General features: G+C 67.1%; 19 protein-coding genes and 1 pseudogene. 3 read left to right on the top strand and 17 right to left on the bottom strand.

Annotation, left to right across the window (positions count from 1 at the left end; translation table 11 throughout):
- Window positions 1-2: 2 nt before the first annotated feature.
- Both WDB71_RS13030 and WDB71_RS13035 read right to left on the bottom strand, forming a co-directional pair.
- Window positions 3-545 (bottom strand): DUF882 domain-containing protein, encoded by a 543-nt coding sequence (locus tag WDB71_RS13030; RefSeq protein ID WP_341502024.1) that lies wholly within the window; start codon window positions 543-545, stop codon window positions 3-5.
- A 76-nt stretch (window positions 546-621) separates the two neighbouring features.
- The gene (locus WDB71_RS13035; protein ID WP_341502025.1) at window positions 622-1,719 is read right to left on the bottom strand and encodes a L,D-transpeptidase family protein; all 1,098 of its coding nucleotides are present in this window, start codon (window positions 1,717-1,719) and stop codon (window positions 622-624) included.
- 138 nt (window positions 1,720-1,857) lie between these two features.
- Here WDB71_RS13035 and WDB71_RS13040 point away from each other — a divergent pair, with 138 nt between their 5' ends.
- Window positions 1,858-2,667, top strand: a complete 810-nt coding sequence (locus WDB71_RS13040; RefSeq protein WP_341502026.1) for a TIGR03899 family protein — start codon at window positions 1,858-1,860, stop codon at window positions 2,665-2,667.
- On the opposite strand, the gene cysQ is transcribed toward WDB71_RS13040, so the two are convergent.
- From cysQ to WDB71_RS13085, 9 genes and pseudogenes are all read right to left on the bottom strand, one after another.
- Window positions 2,654-3,391 carry a 3'(2'),5'-bisphosphate nucleotidase CysQ gene (cysQ, locus tag WDB71_RS13045; protein WP_341502027.1) on the bottom strand — a complete coding sequence of 246 codons (738 nt, stop codon included), beginning with the start codon at window positions 3,389-3,391 and terminating at the stop codon, window positions 2,654-2,656. The two genes, WDB71_RS13040 and cysQ, sit on opposite strands and share 14 nt — an antisense overlap.
- Window positions 3,381-3,983, bottom strand: a complete 603-nt coding sequence (gene cysC, locus WDB71_RS13050; protein ID WP_341502028.1) for an adenylyl-sulfate kinase — start codon at window positions 3,981-3,983, stop codon at window positions 3,381-3,383. Before cysC ends, cysQ begins: the two co-directional genes overlap by 11 nt.
- Before the next feature lie 2 nt (window positions 3,984-3,985).
- Window positions 3,986-5,185: an SLC13 family permease gene (locus tag WDB71_RS13055; protein WP_341502029.1), complete on the bottom strand. Its 1,200-nt coding sequence runs from the start codon at window positions 5,183-5,185 to the stop codon at window positions 3,986-3,988.
- Window positions 5,179-6,501 (bottom strand): GTP-binding protein, encoded by a 1,323-nt coding sequence (locus WDB71_RS13060; RefSeq protein WP_341502030.1) that lies wholly within the window; start codon window positions 6,499-6,501, stop codon window positions 5,179-5,181. Before WDB71_RS13060 ends, WDB71_RS13055 begins: the two co-directional genes overlap by 7 nt.
- Window positions 6,501-7,388 (bottom strand): sulfate adenylyltransferase subunit CysD, encoded by an 888-nt coding sequence (gene cysD, locus WDB71_RS13065; protein ID WP_341502031.1) that lies wholly within the window; start codon window positions 7,386-7,388, stop codon window positions 6,501-6,503. Before cysD ends, WDB71_RS13060 begins: the two co-directional genes overlap by 1 nt.
- On the bottom strand, window positions 7,385-8,737 hold the full coding sequence (cysG, locus tag WDB71_RS13070) for a siroheme synthase CysG (protein ID WP_341502032.1): 1,353 nt from the start codon (window positions 8,735-8,737) through the stop codon (window positions 7,385-7,387). Before cysG ends, cysD begins: the two co-directional genes overlap by 4 nt.
- 6 nt (window positions 8,738-8,743) lie before the next feature.
- Window positions 8,744-9,412, bottom strand: a pseudogene (locus tag WDB71_RS13075) (phosphoadenylyl-sulfate reductase); the annotation flags it as partial.
- Complete coding sequence (gene cysI, locus WDB71_RS13080) at window positions 9,408-11,075, bottom strand: assimilatory sulfite reductase (NADPH) hemoprotein subunit (RefSeq protein WP_341502033.1); 1,668 nt, start codon at window positions 11,073-11,075, stop codon at window positions 9,408-9,410. The gene cysI and the pseudogene WDB71_RS13075, both read right to left, overlap by 5 nt.
- Window positions 11,075-12,757, bottom strand: coding sequence for a flavodoxin domain-containing protein (locus tag WDB71_RS13085; RefSeq protein ID WP_341502034.1), 1,683 nt, complete (start codon window positions 12,755-12,757; stop codon window positions 11,075-11,077). Before WDB71_RS13085 ends, cysI begins: the two co-directional genes overlap by 1 nt.
- 176 nt (window positions 12,758-12,933) lie before the next feature.
- On the opposite strand from WDB71_RS13085, the gene WDB71_RS13090 reads away from it, so the two are divergent.
- Window positions 12,934-13,614, top strand: coding sequence for a histidine kinase (locus WDB71_RS13090; RefSeq protein WP_341502035.1), 681 nt, complete (start codon window positions 12,934-12,936; stop codon window positions 13,612-13,614).
- A 51-nt stretch (window positions 13,615-13,665) separates the two neighbouring features.
- On the opposite strand, the gene WDB71_RS13095 is transcribed toward WDB71_RS13090, so the two are convergent.
- The 4 genes from WDB71_RS13095 to WDB71_RS13110 all read right to left on the bottom strand — a co-directional run bounded on the left by WDB71_RS13095 (window position 13,666) and on the right by WDB71_RS13110 (window position 17,135).
- On the bottom strand, window positions 13,666-14,541 hold the full coding sequence (locus WDB71_RS13095) for a hypothetical protein (protein WP_341502036.1): 876 nt from the start codon (window positions 14,539-14,541) through the stop codon (window positions 13,666-13,668).
- A 132-nt stretch (window positions 14,542-14,673) separates the two neighbouring features.
- Window positions 14,674-15,423 (bottom strand): TIGR04219 family outer membrane beta-barrel protein, encoded by a 750-nt coding sequence (locus WDB71_RS13100; RefSeq protein WP_341502037.1) that lies wholly within the window; start codon window positions 15,421-15,423, stop codon window positions 14,674-14,676.
- A gap of 305 nt (window positions 15,424-15,728) precedes the next feature.
- Window positions 15,729-16,709, bottom strand: a complete 981-nt coding sequence (locus WDB71_RS13105) for a DUF2333 family protein (RefSeq protein ID WP_341502038.1) — start codon at window positions 16,707-16,709, stop codon at window positions 15,729-15,731.
- A 3-nt stretch (window positions 16,710-16,712) separates the two neighbouring features.
- Window positions 16,713-17,135, bottom strand: a complete 423-nt coding sequence (locus WDB71_RS13110; RefSeq protein WP_341502039.1) for a copper chaperone PCu(A)C — start codon at window positions 17,133-17,135, stop codon at window positions 16,713-16,715.
- 71 nt (window positions 17,136-17,206) lie between these two features.
- Between WDB71_RS13110 and WDB71_RS13115 the strand changes: the two genes are divergently transcribed.
- Complete coding sequence (locus WDB71_RS13115) at window positions 17,207-17,950, top strand: enoyl-CoA hydratase-related protein (RefSeq protein ID WP_341502040.1); 744 nt, start codon at window positions 17,207-17,209, stop codon at window positions 17,948-17,950.
- 1 nt (window position 17,951) lies between these two features.
- Here WDB71_RS13115 and WDB71_RS13120 read toward each other — a convergent pair whose 3' ends face one another.
- Both WDB71_RS13120 and WDB71_RS13125 read right to left on the bottom strand, forming a co-directional pair.
- Window positions 17,952-18,287: a hypothetical protein gene (locus tag WDB71_RS13120; RefSeq protein ID WP_341502041.1), complete on the bottom strand. Its 336-nt coding sequence runs from the start codon at window positions 18,285-18,287 to the stop codon at window positions 17,952-17,954.
- Entirely contained in the window at window positions 18,269-18,496 is a 228-nt protein-coding gene (locus tag WDB71_RS13125) for a PspC domain-containing protein (RefSeq protein WP_341502042.1), read from the bottom strand. The genes WDB71_RS13120 and WDB71_RS13125 overlap by 19 nt, the downstream gene beginning before the upstream one ends.
- Between the last annotated feature and the right edge of the window lie 84 nt (window positions 18,497-18,580).

The raw sequence follows: 18,580 nt of genomic DNA on the forward strand, positions 1-18,580 counted from the left end.
GGTTACCAGCGGCGCACCCGGCCGGTATCCAGGTGGATGAAGTTGTCGCCGGGATAGTAGCCGACGCCGCCGGCCTTCATGGCCAGGGCCGCCTTGTGCACCTTGGCCAGGTTCATGCCCGGCAGGCGGACGTCGATGGCCCGGCCCAGGGTATGGAAGGAGCGGGTCGCCACGTTGCGGCCCGCTTTTTTCATGGCGGCGTTGGCGGCCGGCGAGCGGTAACCTGAAATGATCTGGATCTCGCCCTGGTAGCCCAGGGTCTGGGTCAGCTGGCTGAGCTGATCGAACAGGCCCTTGTCCATGTTGGTCACCTCGCCGCTGCGATGGCACTTGAGCACCTGGTTGAAGCCGTCCAGCACCTCCTGCTGGTAGGCGCCGGCCTGCCAATAGGTGCCGCTGGCACGCTCGCCGGTGTGCAGGTTAAGGAAGCTCAGGGCGCGCTGGTGGCCGGTGCTGGCCAGGGCCTTGCCGGGCAGGGCGCCGGCCACGGCCAGGGTGCCAAGGCCGGCCAGGAAACGGCGGCGGGTGAGTTGAATGGACTGCATATCACCTCCAACAGCTGGGTGAATCGATCAATATTTAACCAGAAGTCCAGCACCTTACCTAAGCTGGCTCGCAAGATCAATCACCGGCCTGGGCAAAGTGTGAACCGTCCCAGCCGTAGAGATCGTCCCTGAGTTGCAGCCGGCCGGCCTGGTCGACCCAGGCGGTCCAGTACACCAGGGCCACCGGCAGCGGCCGGGCCAGCGCCAGGGTCAGGTGCTCGCCGGTGCTGAGCAGCTCCCGCCACTGGGGCCGGTCCGCCAGCAGCTGCTCGGCCAGGGTGAAGGCGGCCTCGACCCGGATGCAGCCGGAGCTGAAGGCGCGCCTGTCCTTCTTGAAGAGCCCGGCCTGATTGGTGTGGTGCAGGTAGATGGCCTGATCGTTGGGCATCACGAACTTGAGCAGGCCCAGGGCATTATGGCGGCCCGGCCGCTGCCTGAGCCGCCAGTGGGGGGGCCAGGGCGAGGGCAGCTCGTCGGGCATGGGCAGCACCTGGGTCTGGCGGCCATAGCCGGTGACGATGTCGATGTACTGGCGCTTGAGGATGCCCGGATCCTGGCGCAGCTTCCAGAGGTAATCCTTGCGGAAGATGCTGTAGGGCACGTTCCAGGGCGGGTTGAGTTCGATGCCGGTGATGGCGGTGCTCAGCAGCGGGCTGGGCCGGGATGGCCGCCCCACTATGATGCGGGAGCTGAGCCTGAGCTTGTCCTCTTGCCACCACTCGAGCTCGAAGGCCGGCACATTGACCACCAGCTGCTCGGCTTGGGGCCGGAAGGCGGCCATGCGCGCCAGGCTGGCATCCACCTGCCTGAGCCTGACCCAGGGCGGGGTGTTGAGGGCGCGGCGGGTCCTGGGGCCGACCACGCCATCGTCGTCCAGGCCGTGGCGGCGTTGGAAGGCGCGCACCGCCTCTTCCAGCGGCAGGTCGAATTGACCGGGCTCCGGACCGATGCTTTCCAGGTCGCCGGTCTTGAGCAGCATCCGCCCGAGCAGGGCCACCTCGTCACCCCTTACCCCGGCCTTGAGGGTCCGCTCCGGCAGCACCGGCCAGGGGCCGTCCTCGGCCAGCAGCGCCAGCTTCTCCCTGGCCAGGGCCAGCTCGGTTTGGCGCAGCTCCAGCCAGTCGGCAGCCACGGCGCCGCTCAGCAAAGCCAGAAACACGCAAAACCACTTCATGGTGCCCCGTCCCTTGTCGCCAAGACTCTCAGTTCGGACCCGGATTGGGCATTCGTCCTTTCAATTATGGGCAGGGGCCTAGGGACAGTTAGATCGATTTGCTATAGCCTTGGGGCACAACAAGGAGAGGGACAGGCCATGGCGCCGCCAGAGAAGAAAGAAAACCCGGTAGAGCGCATGGGCTGCACCCTGAGGGACAGGCTGCGCCATCTGTGCAACAGCCAGGGCCTGGACGGGGCCCTCAGCAGCAAGGAAGACAACGACATCCTGGCCAGGGCCAGGCGCCGCGCCGTGCTGCAGATCCAGCGCCGGCAGGAGAACCTGGAAGCCATACTGCGCCGGGCCCTGATCAACAGCGACGACCAGACCCTGTGCGAGGTACCCGACAGCGACTGGTTCCACCATTTTTCCCGCCAGGCCGAGAACACCGCCAACCCCAAGCTGCAGGAGCTGTGGGCCCATATCCTGGTGCGTGAAATGCAGTACCCAGGCAGCTTCTCAAGGCGCAGCCTGGAAACCCTGGAGCGGCTCAGCCTCAAGGAGACCCAGATCTTCGCCAAGGCGGTGTCGGTGGCCGCCGAGGTCAAGGGCGAAAGGCGTATCCTCTTCGGCCTGCACCGCCGCCACAGCTGGACCATCGGCAACCAGACCAGGGTACTGAGCTTGGGGATGTTCGGCCTGCCCTACTCGGCCCTGGCCACCCTGATGGAGGCCGGGCTGCTCCATGCCAGCGAGCTGGTGTCCTCGGATCTCAAGCTGGCGCCCATGCCGTTTCGCTTCGGTGACCACGAGGGCCAGCTCCAGGCCAGGCGCAAGGGCGTGCACCTCAACTACTACCGCTTCACCCCCATAGGCGACGAGCTGGCCAGGCTGATGTACAGCAGCCACCACCAGGGCTACGAGCTGGAGCTGTTCAAGCTGCTCGGCAGCGAGGTCAGCTGCAGCTGACCATGAAGCCCGGGTTGCGCAGGGCCTCCCTGTGGTAGCGGAGGGGGCTGCCGTCCAGGCAGCTCACCCGGGCGCCGGCGGCCTCGGCCACCGCCTGGCCGGCGGCGGTGTCCCACATCATGGTGGGGTTGAACCTGGGGTAGTACTGGGCCTTGCCCTCGGCCACCAGGCAAAACTTCAGCGAGCTGCCCACCGACACCATTTCGTGCTCACCCAGCTCTGCCAGCCAGTCGGCCAGCTCCGGGGCCGGGTGGGAGCGGCTGCCCACCACCACGGGCGGCTCGACCTTGCGGCAATGGATGGCCCGGCGAACACCCTTGTCCACCCGCCAAGCGCCCTGCCCTTGCTCCCCCACATAGAGGCGGTCGTGCACAGGCGCATAGACCAGGCCCAGCACCGGGACGCCGTCCTCGATCAGCGCCAGGTTGACGGTGAAGTCGTCCCTTCCTGCAAGGAATTCCTTGGTGCCGTCCAGGGGATCGAGCAGCCAGAAACGCCGCCAACGCCGCCGCTCCTGCCAGCCATGGTGTCTGCCTTCTTCGGAGAGGATCGGTAGCGCCGGGCTCAGGGCGCTGAGCCCGGCCACCAGCACATCGTGGCTGGCCCTGTCGGCGGCGGACAGCGGCGAGCCGTCGGCCTTGTGCGCCACCTCGAGCTGCTGTCGGTAATGGGCCAGGGTCGCCTTGCCGGCCTCGATGACCAGGGCCTCCAGTTCAGGCCGCATCCAGGAATCCTTTTTCAATCAGGTAACTCAGCACAGTGTCCACCAGCTCATGGACACCGGCAAGCTCGGTGTCCAGCACCAGCTCCGGGTTTTGCGGCGGCTCGTAGCCGGAGTCCAGGCCGGTCATCTTCTGTACCTGGCCGGCCTGGGCCCGGGCGTAGAGGCCCTTGGGGTCGCGCCGGATGCAGGTCTGGATGTCCGCCTTGACATGGACCTCGATGAAGCGCCCCGGCGGCAGCAGGGCCCGCACCCTGTCCCGGTCGGCCTGGAAGGGGGAGACGAAGGCGGTCAGCACAAAGAGGCCGGCGTCCAGCATCAGCCTGGCCAGCTCGCCGACCCGGCGGATGTTCTCCTGGCGGTCGGCATCACTGAAGCCCAGATCGGCGCAGAGGCCGTGGCGGACATTGTCGCCGTCCAGCAGGTAACTGTGCCGGCCGAGCCGGTGCAGGGCCTGATCCAGGGCGTTGGCCAGGGTAGACTTGCCGGCGCCGGAAAGGCCGGTGAACCAGATCACCACAGGCCGCTGGCCCAGGCTGGCGGCGCGCTGGTCGTGGCCGACGCTGTGGTCGTGCCAGGTCAGGTTGTTGGTCATGGTCATCTCAACGGGAAATAGAGGGGAATGGACAGCAGCACCCCGGCGCCGTAGATCAGGCCCAGGGGCAGCCCCAGCATCAGGAAGGGGCGACGGCCCTGGGGCAGCACCGACTGCACCAGCATGTGGGTCTGGTAGCCATAGGGGTTCAGGAAGGCCGCCGAGGCCCCGAACAGCACCACCATGGCGAAGCTGACCGGCTCCACCCCCAGGGCTCTGGCCAGGGTCAGGGCCAACGGCAGCATCAGGGCGGCGGCGGCGTTGTTGGTGACCAGCTCGGTGAGCAGCCAGGTGGTGGCGTAGAGGCCCAGGAAGCTCACCCAGACCCCCTGCTCGCCCAAGGGCGCCAGCAGGGACTCAGCCAGCCAGGCGGCCAGGCCGCTGGCCTCCATGGCCCCGGCCAGGCCCAGGGCCGAGCCGATCACCACCACCAGCCGCCAGGGGAAGCGGGCCAGGAACTGGGCCGGGCTGGTCAGGTTCAGCACCATGGCCAGGATCAGAAAGATCAGCATGGCCTGGATCAGATCCAGCACGCCAAGGGCCACCAGCCCCAGCGCCAGGGCAAAGAGCGGCAGCGGCAACCAGGCCTTGTAGCCGCTCAAGGGGCTGTTCAGCTCCAGGCGGGGACTGCCCGCCGGCAGGCCCTGGTGGGGCAGCCAGCGGCTGGCCACCGACAGGTACAGCAGGCACAGGGCCACCACCGGCAGGGCCAGGAAGAAGAAGTCGAACAGGCCCAGGGGCGGCAGGCCCGCCGCCACCAGGAAGGAATTCACCACCAGGTTGGTGGAGGTGCCCACCAGGGTCAGGGTGCCACCCAGCAGGGCCGCGTAGGACAGCGGCAGCAGCAGGCGCCTGGCCTGGGGATGGCGCTCCAGCATGGGCAGCAGCGCCGCCACCACGGCGGTGTTGTTCATCACCGAGGACAGCAGCGCCGTCACCAGCCCCAGGCGGCCGGCGCCCTTGCCCAGGCTTTCGGCCAGCTGCCGCAGCCAGGGGGTTCGTTCCAGCACCTTGGTGGCCATCAGCAGCAGCGCCAGGGACACCAGCGCCGGGTTGATGAAGCCGCCCAGCAAGGTATCCAGGGGCAGGCCCGTACCCAGGTAAACCCCGGCCAGGGCGGCGGCGAACAGCTGCTCGGCGGGCAGGCGCCCCCAGAGCAGGCCCGCCACCAGCAGCACCAGGATCCCGGCCACTATCACCACCGGCTGACGTCCAGGGCCTGCCAGTGGGGATAGTGGCGGCGGATGTAGGCGTTGAGCTCCTTCTCCGCGTCGCTGACCTGGGGGCGAGCCTGGCCGGCTTCGACCGGCGCCTCGGCCAGGAAGGCGGCCACCGTCTGCTGGCTGTCGGGGTCCACCAGCACCAGGCTGCCGGTGTGGCGGCTCTGCTCGTAAGCGTCCAGGGCCTGGGCCTCCTCCAGCTGCAGGGTCACCCTGGCGATGGCGTTGGTGGTCAGCTCCACCTGGTCGCTGACGCTGAGGTCCTCCACGTCCAGCTGGCCGTCCAGGCCGGCGATCCGGCCCCAGTTCCAGCGGCTGGGCGCCTTGACCCGATAGCGCTTGCCGGGGCTGTGGGGCTGATCGTCCAGCCACACCAGCCAGCCCTGCCAGCTGTTGCCGACCCGGGGCTTATCGACGCTAAGCCAGTCGCCGCGGCTGATGTCCAGCTCCCGGTCCAGCTGCACCGAGACGGCGTCACCGGCCTGGATCCGGTCGGCTTCGGTGCCGCTCTTCCACAGTCCCTTGACCAGGGCCTGCTGGCCGCTGGGCCAGTGATGGAGGCTGTCGCCCAGCTTCAGCTCGCCGGCGAACAATGTGCCGGCCAGGGCCCGCAGGTCCTGGTGGGGGCGGATCACCATCTGCACCGGCAGGCGGGCGGGCAGTTCCTGGGGCTGGTCGACCTGGGCCTGCTGCAACACCTGCAGCAGGGTCGGGCCCTGGTACCAGGGGGTGTTGGCGGACGGCTCGGCCAGGTTGTCGCCCTTGAGGGCGGACACCGGCAGCACCTGGATCTGGGCGCCTGGCATGGCCTCGGCCAGGGCCAGGTATTGTTCGCGTGTGGCCTCGAAGGCGGCCCGGTCGTAGTCCAGGGCGTCCATCTTGTTCACCGCCACCACCAGCTGGCGCACCCCCAGCAGGTGGCAGAGGAAGCTGTGCCGGCGGGTCTGGCGGGTGATGCCCTTGCGGGCGTCCACCAGGATGATGGCCAGGGAGCAGTGGGAGGCACCGGTGACCATGTTGCGGGTGTACTGCTCGTGGCCCGGGGTGTCGGCGATGATGAGGTTGCGGCCGCCGGCCCGGGCGTAGCGCCAGGCCACGTCTATGGTGATGCCCTGGCTGCGCTCGGCCTCCAGGCCGTCGAGCAGGTTGGCAAAGGGCAGCTCGCCGTTCTCATCCGGCTCGCCCAGGGCCGCCAGCTGATCGGCGTAGAGCTGGCCGGTCTCGTACAGGAAGCGGCCGATGAGGGTGGACTTGCCGTCGTCGACGGAGCCGCAGGTCAGCAGTTTCAAGGCTTGCATCAGAAGTACCCCTGGCGTTTCTTGCGTTCCATGGCGGCGGCCTGATCCTTGTCGATCAGCCGGCCGGATCGTTCACTGGCGCCCAGGTGGCCCAGCTCCTCCAGCACCGCCTCCAGGCTGTCGGCCTCGGACTCGATGGCGGCGGTGAGGGGGTAGCAGCCCAGGGTGCGAAAACGCACCTTGCGCCGTTCTATGACCTCGCCGGGCCTCAGCTCAAAGCGCTCGTCGTCGACCATAAACAGCTGGCCGTCGCGGCGCACCACGGGCCGCTCGGCGGCGAAATAGAGCGGCACCAGCTCGATGTTCTCGGCCTGGATGTAGGCCCAGATGTCCTGCTCGGTGAAGTTGGAGAGCGGGAACACCCGCATGCTCTCGTCGGCGGCCAGGGCGCTGTTGACGTGGGACCACAGCTCCGGGCGCTGGCGCCTGGGCTCCCAGCGCTGGTGGGCGTCACGGTGGGAGAACACCCGCTCCTTGGCCCGGGAGGCCTCCTCGTCGCGGCGGGCGCCACCGAAGGCGGCGTCGTACCGGCCCCTGGCCAGCTCGCCCTTGAGGGCCTCGGTCTTCATCACGTCCGTATAGCGGCTGCCGTGCTCGAAGGGACTGAGCCGGTCCGGGTGCTGGACCACCTTCAGCTCCAGGCCGAACTTCCTGGCCTGGGCGTCGCGAAAGGCGTACATGGCCTGGAACTTCCAGCCGGTGTCGATGTGCAGCACCGGGAAGGGCACGGGGCCCGGCAGGAAGGCCTTGCGCACCAGATGCAGCAGCACGCTGGAATCCTTGCCGATGGAATAGAGCATCACCGGCCGCTCGAACTCGGCGGCAGTCTCGCGGATGATGTGGATGGCCTGGGCTTCCAGGGCCTGGAGATGGGGGCTCAGGGTCATGATGCCTCCTGGTAAAGGGTCACGGTTTCGCCAATGATCAGCAGCGCCGGGGACTGCACCTGGTGCCGGGCCAGGGTGTCGGCCAGCTCGCCCAAGCAGGTCTTCAGGCGCCGCTCCTCGGGGCGGGTGCCGTTCTCGACGATCAGCACAGGGGTGGCCGGGGCCAGGCCGCCGGCCATCAGCTCGGCGGCGATATGGCTGCTCTGGGTCAGGCCCATGTACACGGCCAGGGTGCCCTGGTCCCGGGCCAGCTGGCGCCAGTCGGGCTCCTGGCCACCCGGCTGGCAGTGGCCGGTGACCAACGTCATCTGGTTGGACAGGCCACGGTGGGTCAGGGGCACCTGGGCCCGGGCCGAGCAGGCCGCCGCCGCGGTGATGCCGGGCACCACCTCCACGGGGATACCGGCGGCGCGGGCCGCCAGCACTTCCTCGCCGCCGCGGCCGAACACGAAGGGATCGCCGCCCTTGAGGCGCACCACCTTGCGGCCCTGGCCCGTTTCGCGGACCAGGATGGCCTCGATCTCGGCCTGGGGCACCGAATGGAAGCCCTTCTCCTTGCCCACCGGGATCAGCTCGGCATCCTTGCGGGCCAGGGCCAGCACGGCATCGGTGACCAGGCGGTCATGGACGATGACATCCGCCTCCTGCAGGCTCTGCAGGGCGCGCAGGGTGAGCAAGGAAGGATCGCCCGGGCCGGCGCCCACCAGGCGCAGCCAGCCGGACTCGCTCCGGCCTTTTTCCAGCCGTTCGTCAAGCAGGCGCTCGGCGCCCTGTTGGTCGCCCCGGGCCAGGAAGGTACCGATGTCGGAATCCAGCAGCGCCTCCCAGAAGCGGCGGCGGTCGCTGAAAGTGGCGAAGCGCTCGGCCACCCGGTCGCGAAAGCGCCCCATCAGCGCCGCCAGGCTCCCCAGCCACTGGGGCAGCTCGGCCTCCAGCTTCTCGCGCAGGCGCCTGGCCAGCACAGGGGCGGTGCCGTTGGAGGAGATGGCAATGGTGACGGGGCTGCGGTCCACCACCGCCGGCACTATGGCCTCGCACAGCTGGCGCTGGTCCACCACGTTCACCCACACCCGCCTGGCCCGGGCTTCGCGGGCCACGGCGGCATTGAGCTCGGCATCGTCGGTGGCGGCCACCGCCAGCCAGACGTCGTCCAGTTGGGCCGGCTCGAAGGCGCTGGCGATGGCTTCGACCGGCAACCGCCGGAGCTCATCGCTCAGCTCCCTGGCCACCACCCGCACCCGGGCGCCGGCCTTGAGCAGGGCCTGGGCCTTGCGGTGGGCGACGGCGCCGCCGCCCACCAGCAGCACGGCCTTGTCCTTGAGGTTCAGGAACAGCGGAAAGTCATGCATGGCGTGTTACTCGTGCAGGCCGCATTCGCGCTTGAGGCCGCCGAAGCGGGTCTCCTCTTCGCTCATGCCGGCGGAAAGGGGCACGGTGGAGTGCCAGTCGCCCACGGACACATAGCCCTGCTCCCAGAGCGGGTGGTAAGGCAGTGCGTTGTCGGTGAGGTAACGGTGCACGTCCCTGTTGTGCCAGTCGATGAGCGGGTAGACCTTGGTGCGGCCGCCCTGCTCTTCCAGCACGCCACGCTCGGCGCGACTGCCGGATTGCTGGCGGCGCAGGCCGGCGAACCAGGTGCGGATCCCCAGCTCGTTGAGTGCCCGCTGCATGGGCTCGACCTTGTTCTCTTCGTTGTAGGCGCTGATGCCGTCCAGGCCCTGCTGCCAGCGCTGGCCGTGGCGGGCCTCCTGCCAGGGGCCGGACAGCAGCGGCCGGTACACCCTGAGGTTCAGCTCCAGGCGCTCGGACAGCGCGTCCACGAAGCGGTAGGTCTCGGGGAAGTGGTAGCCGGTGTCCACGAAGATCACCGGGATCCCAGGCGCCTCCTGGCTGACCAGGTGCAGCATCACCGCCGACTGGATACCGAAGCTGGAACTCAGTGCAAAGGGGCCCGGCAGGTTGTCCAGGGCCCAGCGCACCCGAGCGCGGGCGTCCAGGCCTTCCAGCAGCTGGTTGTGCTCAGCCGTGAAAGTCATCTTTGGCACTCCTGACTTCCTTGACGATGCCGACGCGGACCAGGAAGTCGCCGAAGCGCTCGTCCTGCTCGCGCTCGGCCTGGTAGCGAGCCAGCAGGGGCCTGAGCTCGGCCAGGATCTCGCCCTCGGTGAGGTTCTCCCGGTACAGCTTGTTCAGGCGCAGGCCGCGGCCGTCGGCACCCAGGTAGAGGTTGTAGCGACCGGGGGCCTTGCCCACCAGGCCTACCTCGGCCAGGAAGGGCCGGGCACAGCCGTTGGGGCAGCCGGTGATGCGGGTGACGATGTCCTGGTCGCCCAGGCCGGTTTGCTCCAGCAGTTCCTGGACCCTGGCCACGAAATCCTGCAGGTAGCGCTCCGCCTCGGCCATGGCCAGGCCGCAGGTGGGCAGGGCCACGCAGGCCATGGCGTTCTCGCGCAGGCGGCTGGTGGCCAGGCGCAGGCCGTACTGGTCCACCAGGGCGTCGATGCGGTCCTGCTGGCCCGCCGGCACGCCGGCGATGATCAGGTTCTGGTTGGCGGTCATGCGGAAGTCGCCCTGGTGCACCTGGGCGATGGCGCGCAGGCCGGTCAGCCACTGCTGTTCGCCCTTGTCGATGAGGCGGCCCTGGGGCACGAACAGGGTCAGGTGGCGGCGGCCGTCGATGCCGTCCACCCAGCCGAAGCGATCGCCCTGCTGGGTGAACACCACCGGCACCTCGGGCAGGAAGGTGACGCCGCTGCGCTGCTCCACCTCGGCCTTGAAGGCCGCGACCCCCATCCTGTCCAGGGTGTACTTGAGGCGGGCGTGCTTGCGGCTGTCGCGGTCGCCGTGGTCACGCTGGGTGGTGAGCACCGCCTCGGCCACCGCATTCATGGCCTCGGGGCCGATGAAGCCCAGGCAGCTCGCCACCCTGGGGTAGGTGCTGACGTCGCCGTGGGTGCTGCCCATGCCGCCGCCCACCAGTACGTTGTAGCCGCGCAGCTTGCCGTTCTCGGCGATGGCCACGAAGCCCAGATCGTTGGCGTAGACGTCCACGTCGTTGTGGGGCGGTATGGCCACGGCGGTCTTGAACTTGCGGGGCAGGTAGCTATCGCCGTAGACGGGCTCTTCGGAGTGGGCCACCTTCTCCTCGTCCAGCCAGATCTCGTGGTAGGCACGGGTGTTGGGCAGCAGGTGCTCGGACAAGGCCACGGTCTGGCGGTAGACCTGGGCGTGGAGGCCGGAGTCCACCGGGTTGGTGTTGCACAGCACGTTGCGGTTGACGTCGCCGCAGGCGGCGATGGAGTCCAGCAGCGCCTGGTGCAGGCCCTGGATCAGCGGCTTCAGGCTCTCCTTGAGGATGCCGTGGTACTGGAAGGTCTGGCGGGTGGTCAGGCGCACGCTGCCGCCGGACAGCTCCCGGCCCAGCCGGTCGATGATCAGCCACTGCTCCGGGGTGACCACGCCGCCGGGCACCCGGGCGCGCAGCATGAAGCTGTACAGGGGCTCGAGCTTGCGCTTGGCGCGCTCGGCGCGGATGTCGCGGTCGTCCTGCTGGTAGAAGCCGTGGAACTTGGACAGCTGGGTGTCGTCGTCACGCAGGGCGCCGGTGTGGGCGTCGGCCAGGCTCTCTGCCAGGGTGCCGCGCAGGTGGCGGCTGTTCCGCTTGATTTGTTCGTTGGGTGAAGCCATCAGTACACATCCCTCAGGTAGCGGCCCTGGGCGCGCAGTTCGTTCAGATAGGTCTCGCCATCGGTCTTGCCGTGGGTCTCGATGAGTTCGGCCAGGGCCTGGTGCACGTCCCTGGCCATGGGCTCGGCGCTGCCGCACACATAGAGGTGGGCACCGCGTTCCAGCCATTGCCAAACCGCCTCCCCTTCCTCGCGCAGGCGCTGCTGCACGTAGATCTTCTGCTGCTGGTCGCGGCTGAAGGCCAGGCTCAGGCGGGTCAGCCGGCCCTCGGCCAGCCAGCGTTGCCACTCGGTCTGGTAGAGGAAATCGCCGCGCAGGTGGCGGCTGCCGAACAGCAGCCAGTTATCGCCGGAGGCGCCTGTGGCTTCCCGTTCCTGCATAAAGGCGCGGAAAGGCGCCACGCCGGTGCCGGGACCGATCATGATCACCGGCACCTCGTCGGCCGGCAGCCGGAATCTGTTGTTGGCCTGGACATAGACCCGCACGGTGTCGCCCTCGCCCAGGCGGCTGATAAAGCCGGAGGCGGCGCCGAAACGCTGGTTGCCGTCGGCGTCGAAGGCCACCAGGGCCACGGTCAGGTGTACCTCTTCCCCCACCTCGGATTGGGCCGAAGCGATGGAATAGAGGCGCGGCGCCAGCGGCTTCAGGGCGTCGATCAGCTGCTGGCCGGTGATGGACTCGGCGCGGCTGCGGATCCGCTCCGGCAGCTGGCCCTGGCCTTCGCTGAGGCCCAGCTCGGCCACCACCTGGGGGTGCAGCTCGGTGAGCTCGTGGCCCTTGAGGGCGTCGAACAGGCGCAGGCTCTGGCCGTCCAGCTGCACCTGCTCGTCGCCATTGAGGCGGGTGGCGTCCAGCACCGCCTGGACAAGTTCGTCGCTGTGCTCGGGCCAGACGCCCAGGGCATCGCCGGGCTGGTATTCAAGGCCGGGGACATCCAGCTCCAGGTGGTAGACCTCGTGGCCGGCGTCCAGGGTCAGGGGATGGATGGCCAGCACCTCGGCCGTCAGGGGATTGGCGCGGGTCGGCTGGGCCACCGCCTCGGCGATGGCGCCGGCCACAACGGTCTGCTCGGGCGCGCTGGCGGCCAGGGAGGCCAGCAGTTGTTGCTGCCACTGGCTGGCGGCAGGGACGAATTCCACGTCCGCGTCCACCCTGGCCAGCAGACGTTCGGCGCCGGCCGCTTCCAGACGCTGGTCGAAATCCTTGCCGGTCTGGCAGAACAGCGGGTAGGAGCTGTCGCCCAGGGCAAAGACCGCAAAGCGCACCTGGCTCAGATCCGGGGCCCGCTTGGAGCCCAGCAGCTCGTGCAGCGCCAGGGCGTCGTCCGGGGCCTCGCCGTCGCCATGGGTGGACACCACCACCGCCAGATCCCGGGCTTCGGCCAGCTTCCTGGCCTTGAAGCCGGCCATGGAGGCCAGGGTCACGGTCAGCCCGGCGGCCTCGGCGGCCGCCGCCAGCTGCCTGGCCACCGCTTCGGCATTGCCGGTCTGGGAGCCGTACAGCACCAGCAGCGGGCGGGCGGGCGCCGCCGTCGGCAAGGCCGCGGCCGGGGCGCCCTGGCCTTCGGCCAGGCCGGCCAGGTAGCCGCTGAGCCAGGTCAGCTGGGACGGGCTCAGCGCTTTCAGCTTGGGATTGAGCTCGGCCAACAGCGGCTGAGGCGGTAATGAGGTCGCTTGGGTCATGGTGGTCCATCCGGTGTCGGGATGGGACAAGCCTAGCCAGCACTCCAAAAGCCTCAAAAGAATAAAAAAAGATTATCTATGCTCTAAAAGAATAAAAATGACCGTTGCACTGTCCCCTGAACTGGCCCTACAATCCCGGACATTTAGACGGCCAAACGGCCATGAGGGAAGCTTCAATGAGCCTGGACACCTACCTGCGAAACGCCGAGCTGGCCCTGTCAGCCGAAGGCCGGGATCAGGCCCTGACCCTGGTCCACCGGCTCGATGGCCTGCGGCCTCAGCCCCAGCAGCGGGATCTGTATTGCTATGCGGTCCCGGAGCTGGGCGAAGGCGGCGCCTGCTCCCTGTTTGGCGCCCTGGCCGACGAGCCCTACGATCTGGGCCCCATCCTGGGCGGCCGCAACACGGCCAACGACGCCCTGCTGAGCCTGCTGGATCAGGCCGTGGACCAGGTGGTGGCCGCCAGCGGCCTGGAATGGCTGGGGATCTACCAGGCCAGGCACAATGTCCAGGGCGAGCCGGTGCTGGTAAAACTGGCCTACCGGGGTGCCCCCAGCCGGGCCGAATTCCCCCTCAATGCCGACTTCGCCAGGCTCTCCAACAACTGCAGCGTCGGCCTGACCGGCAAGGGCCGGCTGATCCAGAGCGTGGCCCGCTACCTGGCCCAGGGCGGCGAGTACTACAGCTGCGATCCCAAGGTGCAGGCGGAGCTGTGTATTCCGCTGTTTGACGAGGACGGCGCCGTGCTGGGCATACTGGATGCCGAGGCCTTCGCCGAAGACGCCTTCGACGAGGAGCGCCTGGGATTGTGCATCGGCCTGGCCCTCTGGGCCCAGCGGCTGCTGGCCAGGCACTGAGGCCAAGACGACAAAAGCCCGCCAAATGGCGGGCTTTTTGTCGTCAACGATTCATGAGCCTACATGGACGGAGCATTGACTCCCTTCATCATTGCATCTGAACAGCACCTTGCTGAGGTCGGTGGCGGCCTCGGCGTCTTTTTTACCTACAACCTCCACTCCCAGCAGCGCCATATGCTTGATGAACTGCTCCAGCTGCACCCTGTCAACAAAGCTGAAAATGCCGTTGGCATAGTCCGACGTCCTGGCGCTGACGGGATTATTGACAGGGTCCCGGCGGCTTCCCTCTACCACGGAAAAGTCGAGGTTGCCATGACCGAACGGCTGGAACTCCAGCACCAGCTGGGAATGATCTGCCAGCCTCACCGTTATCCTTGCCGCCCAGGGTGGGAAATGCAGATCTGAGCCAAGCAAATCGGCCTCCATCACCAGTTTGGCTAGGCTGGCATTGATCCTGGCCAGCCTGTCTTTGGCCGGGCTCTGGGTCTGAAGATAGTGGATCAGGCCATTTATCTGGTAACCCGGCCACGTCTCATAGACGGTAGCCGGCACCGGGCGCTTCACGCCGTTCATGACATAGGTTTCAGTCCGGGCCAACTGGACGATCTTCTCTCCCTCGACGAGGGCTTTCCTGAGATCGGCAAAAGCCTCGCTCATCGTCGTGGACGTTGCCTCATGCTTGGAAGTAAGCAGATACTCCCCCGTTTCGGGCTGCCAGCTCTTGGACACCCTGTAGGTTTCGATATGGTCCTGGGTCAGATCAAAGACGGTCACATCGGCCCCGGGCTCCTTGATGAATTCGCCCACAAAGCGCTTCGCCTTTTCAGAAAGGGAAGGACAGTTTTCACACTGCAGGATAATGGAAGGGGTGGCGCCGGCTTGGGCGGTCGCCAGGACAAGCAGTGCAAGCATCCATTTCAATTTCATCTTGCTTCCTTTTAGATCACCTTGTCTCCCCGATTTCAGGGGATGGCTATCATAACCAAAAGGTTTCGACATTACATTCCGGCAACAAAAAGCCCGCCAAATGGCGGGCTTTTTTCATGCTGCGGCAACGAATTAGAAGTGCATCACCAGGTTGAGGAAGGCGCCGTCGAGCTGGATGTCGGACTCGAAGTCACCCACGTCGTCCTCGTCCAGTTCCAGCTCCAGGCTGCGGTAACCCAGCTCCAGGCCCAGGTCGATGGCCACCAGATCGAATTCATAGCCCAGGGCCACCTTGTAATCGATCAGGCTGTTGCCGCTGTAGCTGATGCCGTTGGCCTGGCCGCCGATATACAGGCCGGTCAGGGGCAGATCGAAACGGACGGCGGCGTACAGCATGGGGATCCAGCCGTCGATGTCCTCGCGGCCGCTGTCGAACTCGCTGTCGATGGCCAGATCGCCATCCAGGTTACGGGCGGTGATACCCAGATCCAGGTCGCCGCCCATGTCCCACAGCTCGTAGTAGAGGGTGACGTCGGTCATGGTCAGGTCGAAGCTGGAGCTGACCTGGGTGTCGGCCTGGTAGATGTTGCCGCCGTATTCGAATTCACGGGACACTGTGCCGGTGCCGCTTTCGGAGATGTCGGCGTAGGCCAGGCGCACATTGGGGATGGCCGGCACCGGGTGTTCGAAGTGGATGTAGCCCTGGGTCACGTCGCTGTCCTTCAGGCCCAGCTCGTTGTCGAGCTGCACCTGCTCGGTGGTGACGTCACCGGAGAAATCGCTCTGCCACTGGCCCACGCCAGCGTAGATGCCCAGGGTATCGGCGGCGGCCGGCAGGGCCATGGCGCCCGCCAGGGCGGCAAACAGCAAACCTTTTTTCATTATTGGCTTCTCTTGGTCAGATGGTGTCCGGCCAAGCTTAACGGCGGCCGGGCCCCGGCTCAAGCCAAAGACCAATGGCCAAAGACCGGGCAATTGCCCGGCCTTTGCCTTGCTGGTGAACCCCTTAGCCCCGGGGCAGCAGCTCCTTCAAGTCGATCACGGCGGCATTGGCGCGGGAGACGCCTGCAACAGCGCCAGGCGAACATGAGGTGCCTTTACCCCCTCGACAATAGTTCTTTTAAGTCGATCACGGCGGCATTGGCGCGGGATACGCCGTATCAGCGCCAGGCGAACATGAGGCGCCTTTATCCCCTCGACAATAGTTCTTTTAAGTCGATCACGGCGGCATTGGCGCGGGATACATAGTTCGCCATCACCAGGGAGTGGTTGGCCAGCAGGCCGAAGCCGGAGCCGTTCAGCACCATGGGGCTCCACACCGTCTGCTGGGTTTCCTCCAGCTCACGGATGATCTGGCGCAGGGAGACCAGGGCGTTCTTGTCTTCCAGCACCGGCTGAAAGTCCTGCTCCACCGCCTTCAGCAGGTGCAGCAGCGCCCAGGTGTAGCCGCGGGCCTCGTAGAAGACGTCGTCCAGTTGCCACCAGGAGGTCTTGACGGTCAGCTCGCCGGACTCGACACCGGACTGGCTGGCGGCCGGATCCCCGGCCAGATCGGTGTTGATGCGATCCTGGCCCACGGAGGCGGCCAGGCGCTGGCTGTAGCTGCCCAGGCGCTTCTCGGCCATGCGCAGCACCTCGCGCAGGTTGTCGGCGCGGGCATAGAAGGTGGCGGCATCCTGGCCCTGCCGGCCCAGGCGGGCCCGGTAGGCCTCAAGGCGCTTGATGCCCTTGCGGTACTCGGTCTCGGCCCGGGGCAGCACCCAGGAACGACGGTCGACATTGAAGAAGGGCTGGGCCTCCTTGAGATCCCTGTCCTCGGTGCTCTGGGACTGGGAGCGGGACAGCTCGTTGCGCATCACCAGGCTGATGTCGCGGACCAACTCCAGAGCGCCGAATTCCCAGGCCGGCATGTTGTCCAGGAAGACGCTGGGCGGCAGCACGTCGTTGGACAGGAAGCCGCCCGGCTTGTCCAGCAGGGTCCCGGCGATGTCGATGACGGCGGTGGTGGTGGCCAGGCCGGTCACGTCCGGCAGTTGCTGCTCGGCGCGGACCTGGCTGGTCCTGGCCCTGACGTCGTACAGGTCCGGCTCGCTGGACCAGTACCAGCCCAGCAGGTAACCCAGCAGCAACAGGGCCACTACGCCCCAGGTGATGATTCGTCCGTTCATGCTTTACTCCATTGGCAGGCGGCGGACCGGCAGTTCCAGCGCCTGGTGTTGGCCATTGGCCAGGATCAGGGTCAGGGCCAGGCTGTCGCCTTCCCTCAGGGGGGCCTTCAGGCCCATCAGCATCAGGTGGCTGGTGCCCGGGGCCAGCAGGGTCTCCTGGCCGGGGGCCAGCACCAGCCGGTCAAGGTGCTTCATGGCCAGTTGATCGCCCCGGCGTTCATAGCCGTGCAGCATGATGTGGCCAACGCCCGGGCTCTCGGCGCCCACCAGCACCAATGGCTCATCGCCGGGGTTGTGCAGCCTCATGTAGGCGGCGCTGTTGTGCTGGCCCGGCGGCATGGCACGCACCCAGGCGTCGCTGACCTCCAGCGGCACCGGCGCCACCGATTCCGCCAGCAGTAACAATCCCAATAGCGGCTGTAACACCTTGACCTCCTTGTAATACTGGTACTACCAGTCTAACTTAGCTCAATGCACATGTTTACCGGAAACATCCTATGAGCGCCCACATCACAACACAATGCCTGGACGGCGTGATGATCGTCACCCTGGCCCGCCTCGACAAGAAAAACGCCCTCACCCAGGCCATGTATCGTCAGCTGGCCGAGGCCCTGAAGCAGGCCGAAGCCGACGAGGCGGTGCGGGCGGTGCTGCTCCGGGGCAATGACCAGTGCTTCAGCGCCGGTAACGACCTCCATGACTTCATGAGCCTGCCGGATGTGAGCCGCGACGGCCCCATACTGGCCTTTCTGACCGCTTTGGCCGCCTTCTCCAAGCCCCTGGTGGCAGCGGTGGCGGGTCCGGCCGTGGGCATAGGCACCACGGCGCTGCTGCACTGCGACTTGGTGGTGGCGGACGCGGGCTCCCGTTTCCAGCTGCCCTTCGTGGCCCTGGGCCTGTGTCCCGAGGCCGGCTCCAGCGCCCTGCTGGCCCAACGGGTCGGCCAGGCCAAGGCCAGGCAGTGGCTGCTGACCGGCCAGCCCTTCGACGCCGCCGAGGCGCTGCACCATGGGCTCATCAATGAAGTGGTCGAGGGCGGCGTCTGTGAGCGGGGCCTGGCCCTGGCCCGGCAGCTGGCGGCCTTGCCGGCCGGCGCCATGCAGGCCTCCAAGGCGCTGCTGAACAAATGGAGCCGGGCCGAGATCCAGGCCTGCATCGAGGACGAGGCCGCCGTGTTCGGCCGGCTGCTCCGGGGCGAGGAGTGCCAGGCGGCGGTGAGGGCCTTCTTCAGCCGCGGCTGAGTCAGGCGATGCTGGACGACGGCCTGGGCTTGACCAGTTGCCAGATGATCCAGAACGGCAGCCAGACAGGCAGGGTCAGCACCATCAACAGCAGCATCAGGCCGCCCAATACCAGGGCCATGATGCCGACGGTGCTGGCCACCGCCAGGATCACCGCCACCACGGCTACCACCAGGCCCAAGATGGCCAGCAGGGTCGCTTCCATACCGTCCTCCAGATGCAGCATGTCGTCGTTGATGACCAGGTGCAGATCGCCGGGCCAGTGACCCAGGCCCACGAAGGCGAACCAGGTCAGCAGGGCGGTGACCGCCAGGGCGATCAGTATTTTCTGTCCCATCTGTACTCCTTCTCCACCAGGGGACGCTTGGCCGGCAGCAGCCAGGCCGCCAGCAGGTACAGTACGCCCGTGGTGAAGGGCGAGATCAGCAGCGCCACAAAGGTCGCCAGTCGCACCCAGGCCCTGTCGATGTCCAGCTTCTTGGCCAGGCCAGAGCAGACCCCGAAGAGCATGTTGTCTTCTTTGTCCAAATACCATCCGTCACGCATGTTTACCTCCACTCATCAGGGTGATCAGGCCGCCGCCCAGCACCACGGCCAGGGGCGGCATCAGCCAGTACAACAACAGGGCAG

Origin of the sequence: Gallaecimonas sp. GXIMD4217 (genome assembly GCF_038087665.1) — a bacterium.
Lineage (GTDB): Bacteria > Pseudomonadota > Gammaproteobacteria > Enterobacterales > Gallaecimonadaceae > Gallaecimonas.

Bases quoted from the DNA above. Each gene is read 5' to 3' on its own strand.
- cysQ (WP_341502027.1), bottom strand. From the start codon at position 3,391: ATGCGGCCTGAACTGGAGGCCCTGGTCATCGAGGCCGGCAAGGCGACC.
- WDB71_RS13085 (WP_341502034.1), bottom strand. From the start codon at position 12,757: ATGACCCAAGCGACCTCATTACCGCCTCAGCCGCTGTTGGCCGAGCTC.
- WDB71_RS13060 (WP_341502030.1), bottom strand. From the start codon at position 6,501: ATGCAAGCCTTGAAACTGCTGACCTGCGGCTCCGTCGACGACGGCAAG.
- WDB71_RS13090 (WP_341502035.1), top strand. From the start codon at position 12,934: ATGAGCCTGGACACCTACCTGCGAAACGCCGAGCTGGCCCTGTCAGCC.
- cysD (WP_341502031.1), bottom strand. From the start codon at position 7,388: ATGACCCTGAGCCCCCATCTCCAGGCCCTGGAAGCCCAGGCCATCCAC.
- WDB71_RS13035 (WP_341502025.1), bottom strand. From the start codon at position 1,719: ATGAAGTGGTTTTGCGTGTTTCTGGCTTTGCTGAGCGGCGCCGTGGCT.
- cysC (WP_341502028.1), bottom strand. From the start codon at position 3,983: ATGACCAACAACCTGACCTGGCACGACCACAGCGTCGGCCACGACCAG.
- cysI (WP_341502033.1), bottom strand. From the start codon at position 11,075: ATGGCTTCACCCAACGAACAAATCAAGCGGAACAGCCGCCACCTGCGC.
- WDB71_RS13105 (WP_341502038.1), bottom strand. From the start codon at position 16,709: ATGAACGGACGAATCATCACCTGGGGCGTAGTGGCCCTGTTGCTGCTG.
- WDB71_RS13040 (WP_341502026.1), top strand. From the start codon at position 1,858: ATGGCGCCGCCAGAGAAGAAAGAAAACCCGGTAGAGCGCATGGGCTGC.
- WDB71_RS13095 (WP_341502036.1), bottom strand. From the start codon at position 14,541: ATGAAATTGAAATGGATGCTTGCACTGCTTGTCCTGGCGACCGCCCAA.
- WDB71_RS13125 (WP_341502042.1), bottom strand. From the start codon at position 18,496: ATGCGTGACGGATGGTATTTGGACAAAGAAGACAACATGCTCTTCGGG.
- WDB71_RS13030 (WP_341502024.1), bottom strand. From the start codon at position 545: ATGCAGTCCATTCAACTCACCCGCCGCCGTTTCCTGGCCGGCCTTGGC.
- WDB71_RS13115 (WP_341502040.1), top strand. From the start codon at position 17,207: ATGAGCGCCCACATCACAACACAATGCCTGGACGGCGTGATGATCGTC.
- WDB71_RS13120 (WP_341502041.1), bottom strand. From the start codon at position 18,287: ATGGGACAGAAAATACTGATCGCCCTGGCGGTCACCGCCCTGCTGACC.
- cysG (WP_341502032.1), bottom strand. From the start codon at position 8,737: ATGCATGACTTTCCGCTGTTCCTGAACCTCAAGGACAAGGCCGTGCTG.
- WDB71_RS13100 (WP_341502037.1), bottom strand. From the start codon at position 15,423: ATGAAAAAAGGTTTGCTGTTTGCCGCCCTGGCGGGCGCCATGGCCCTG.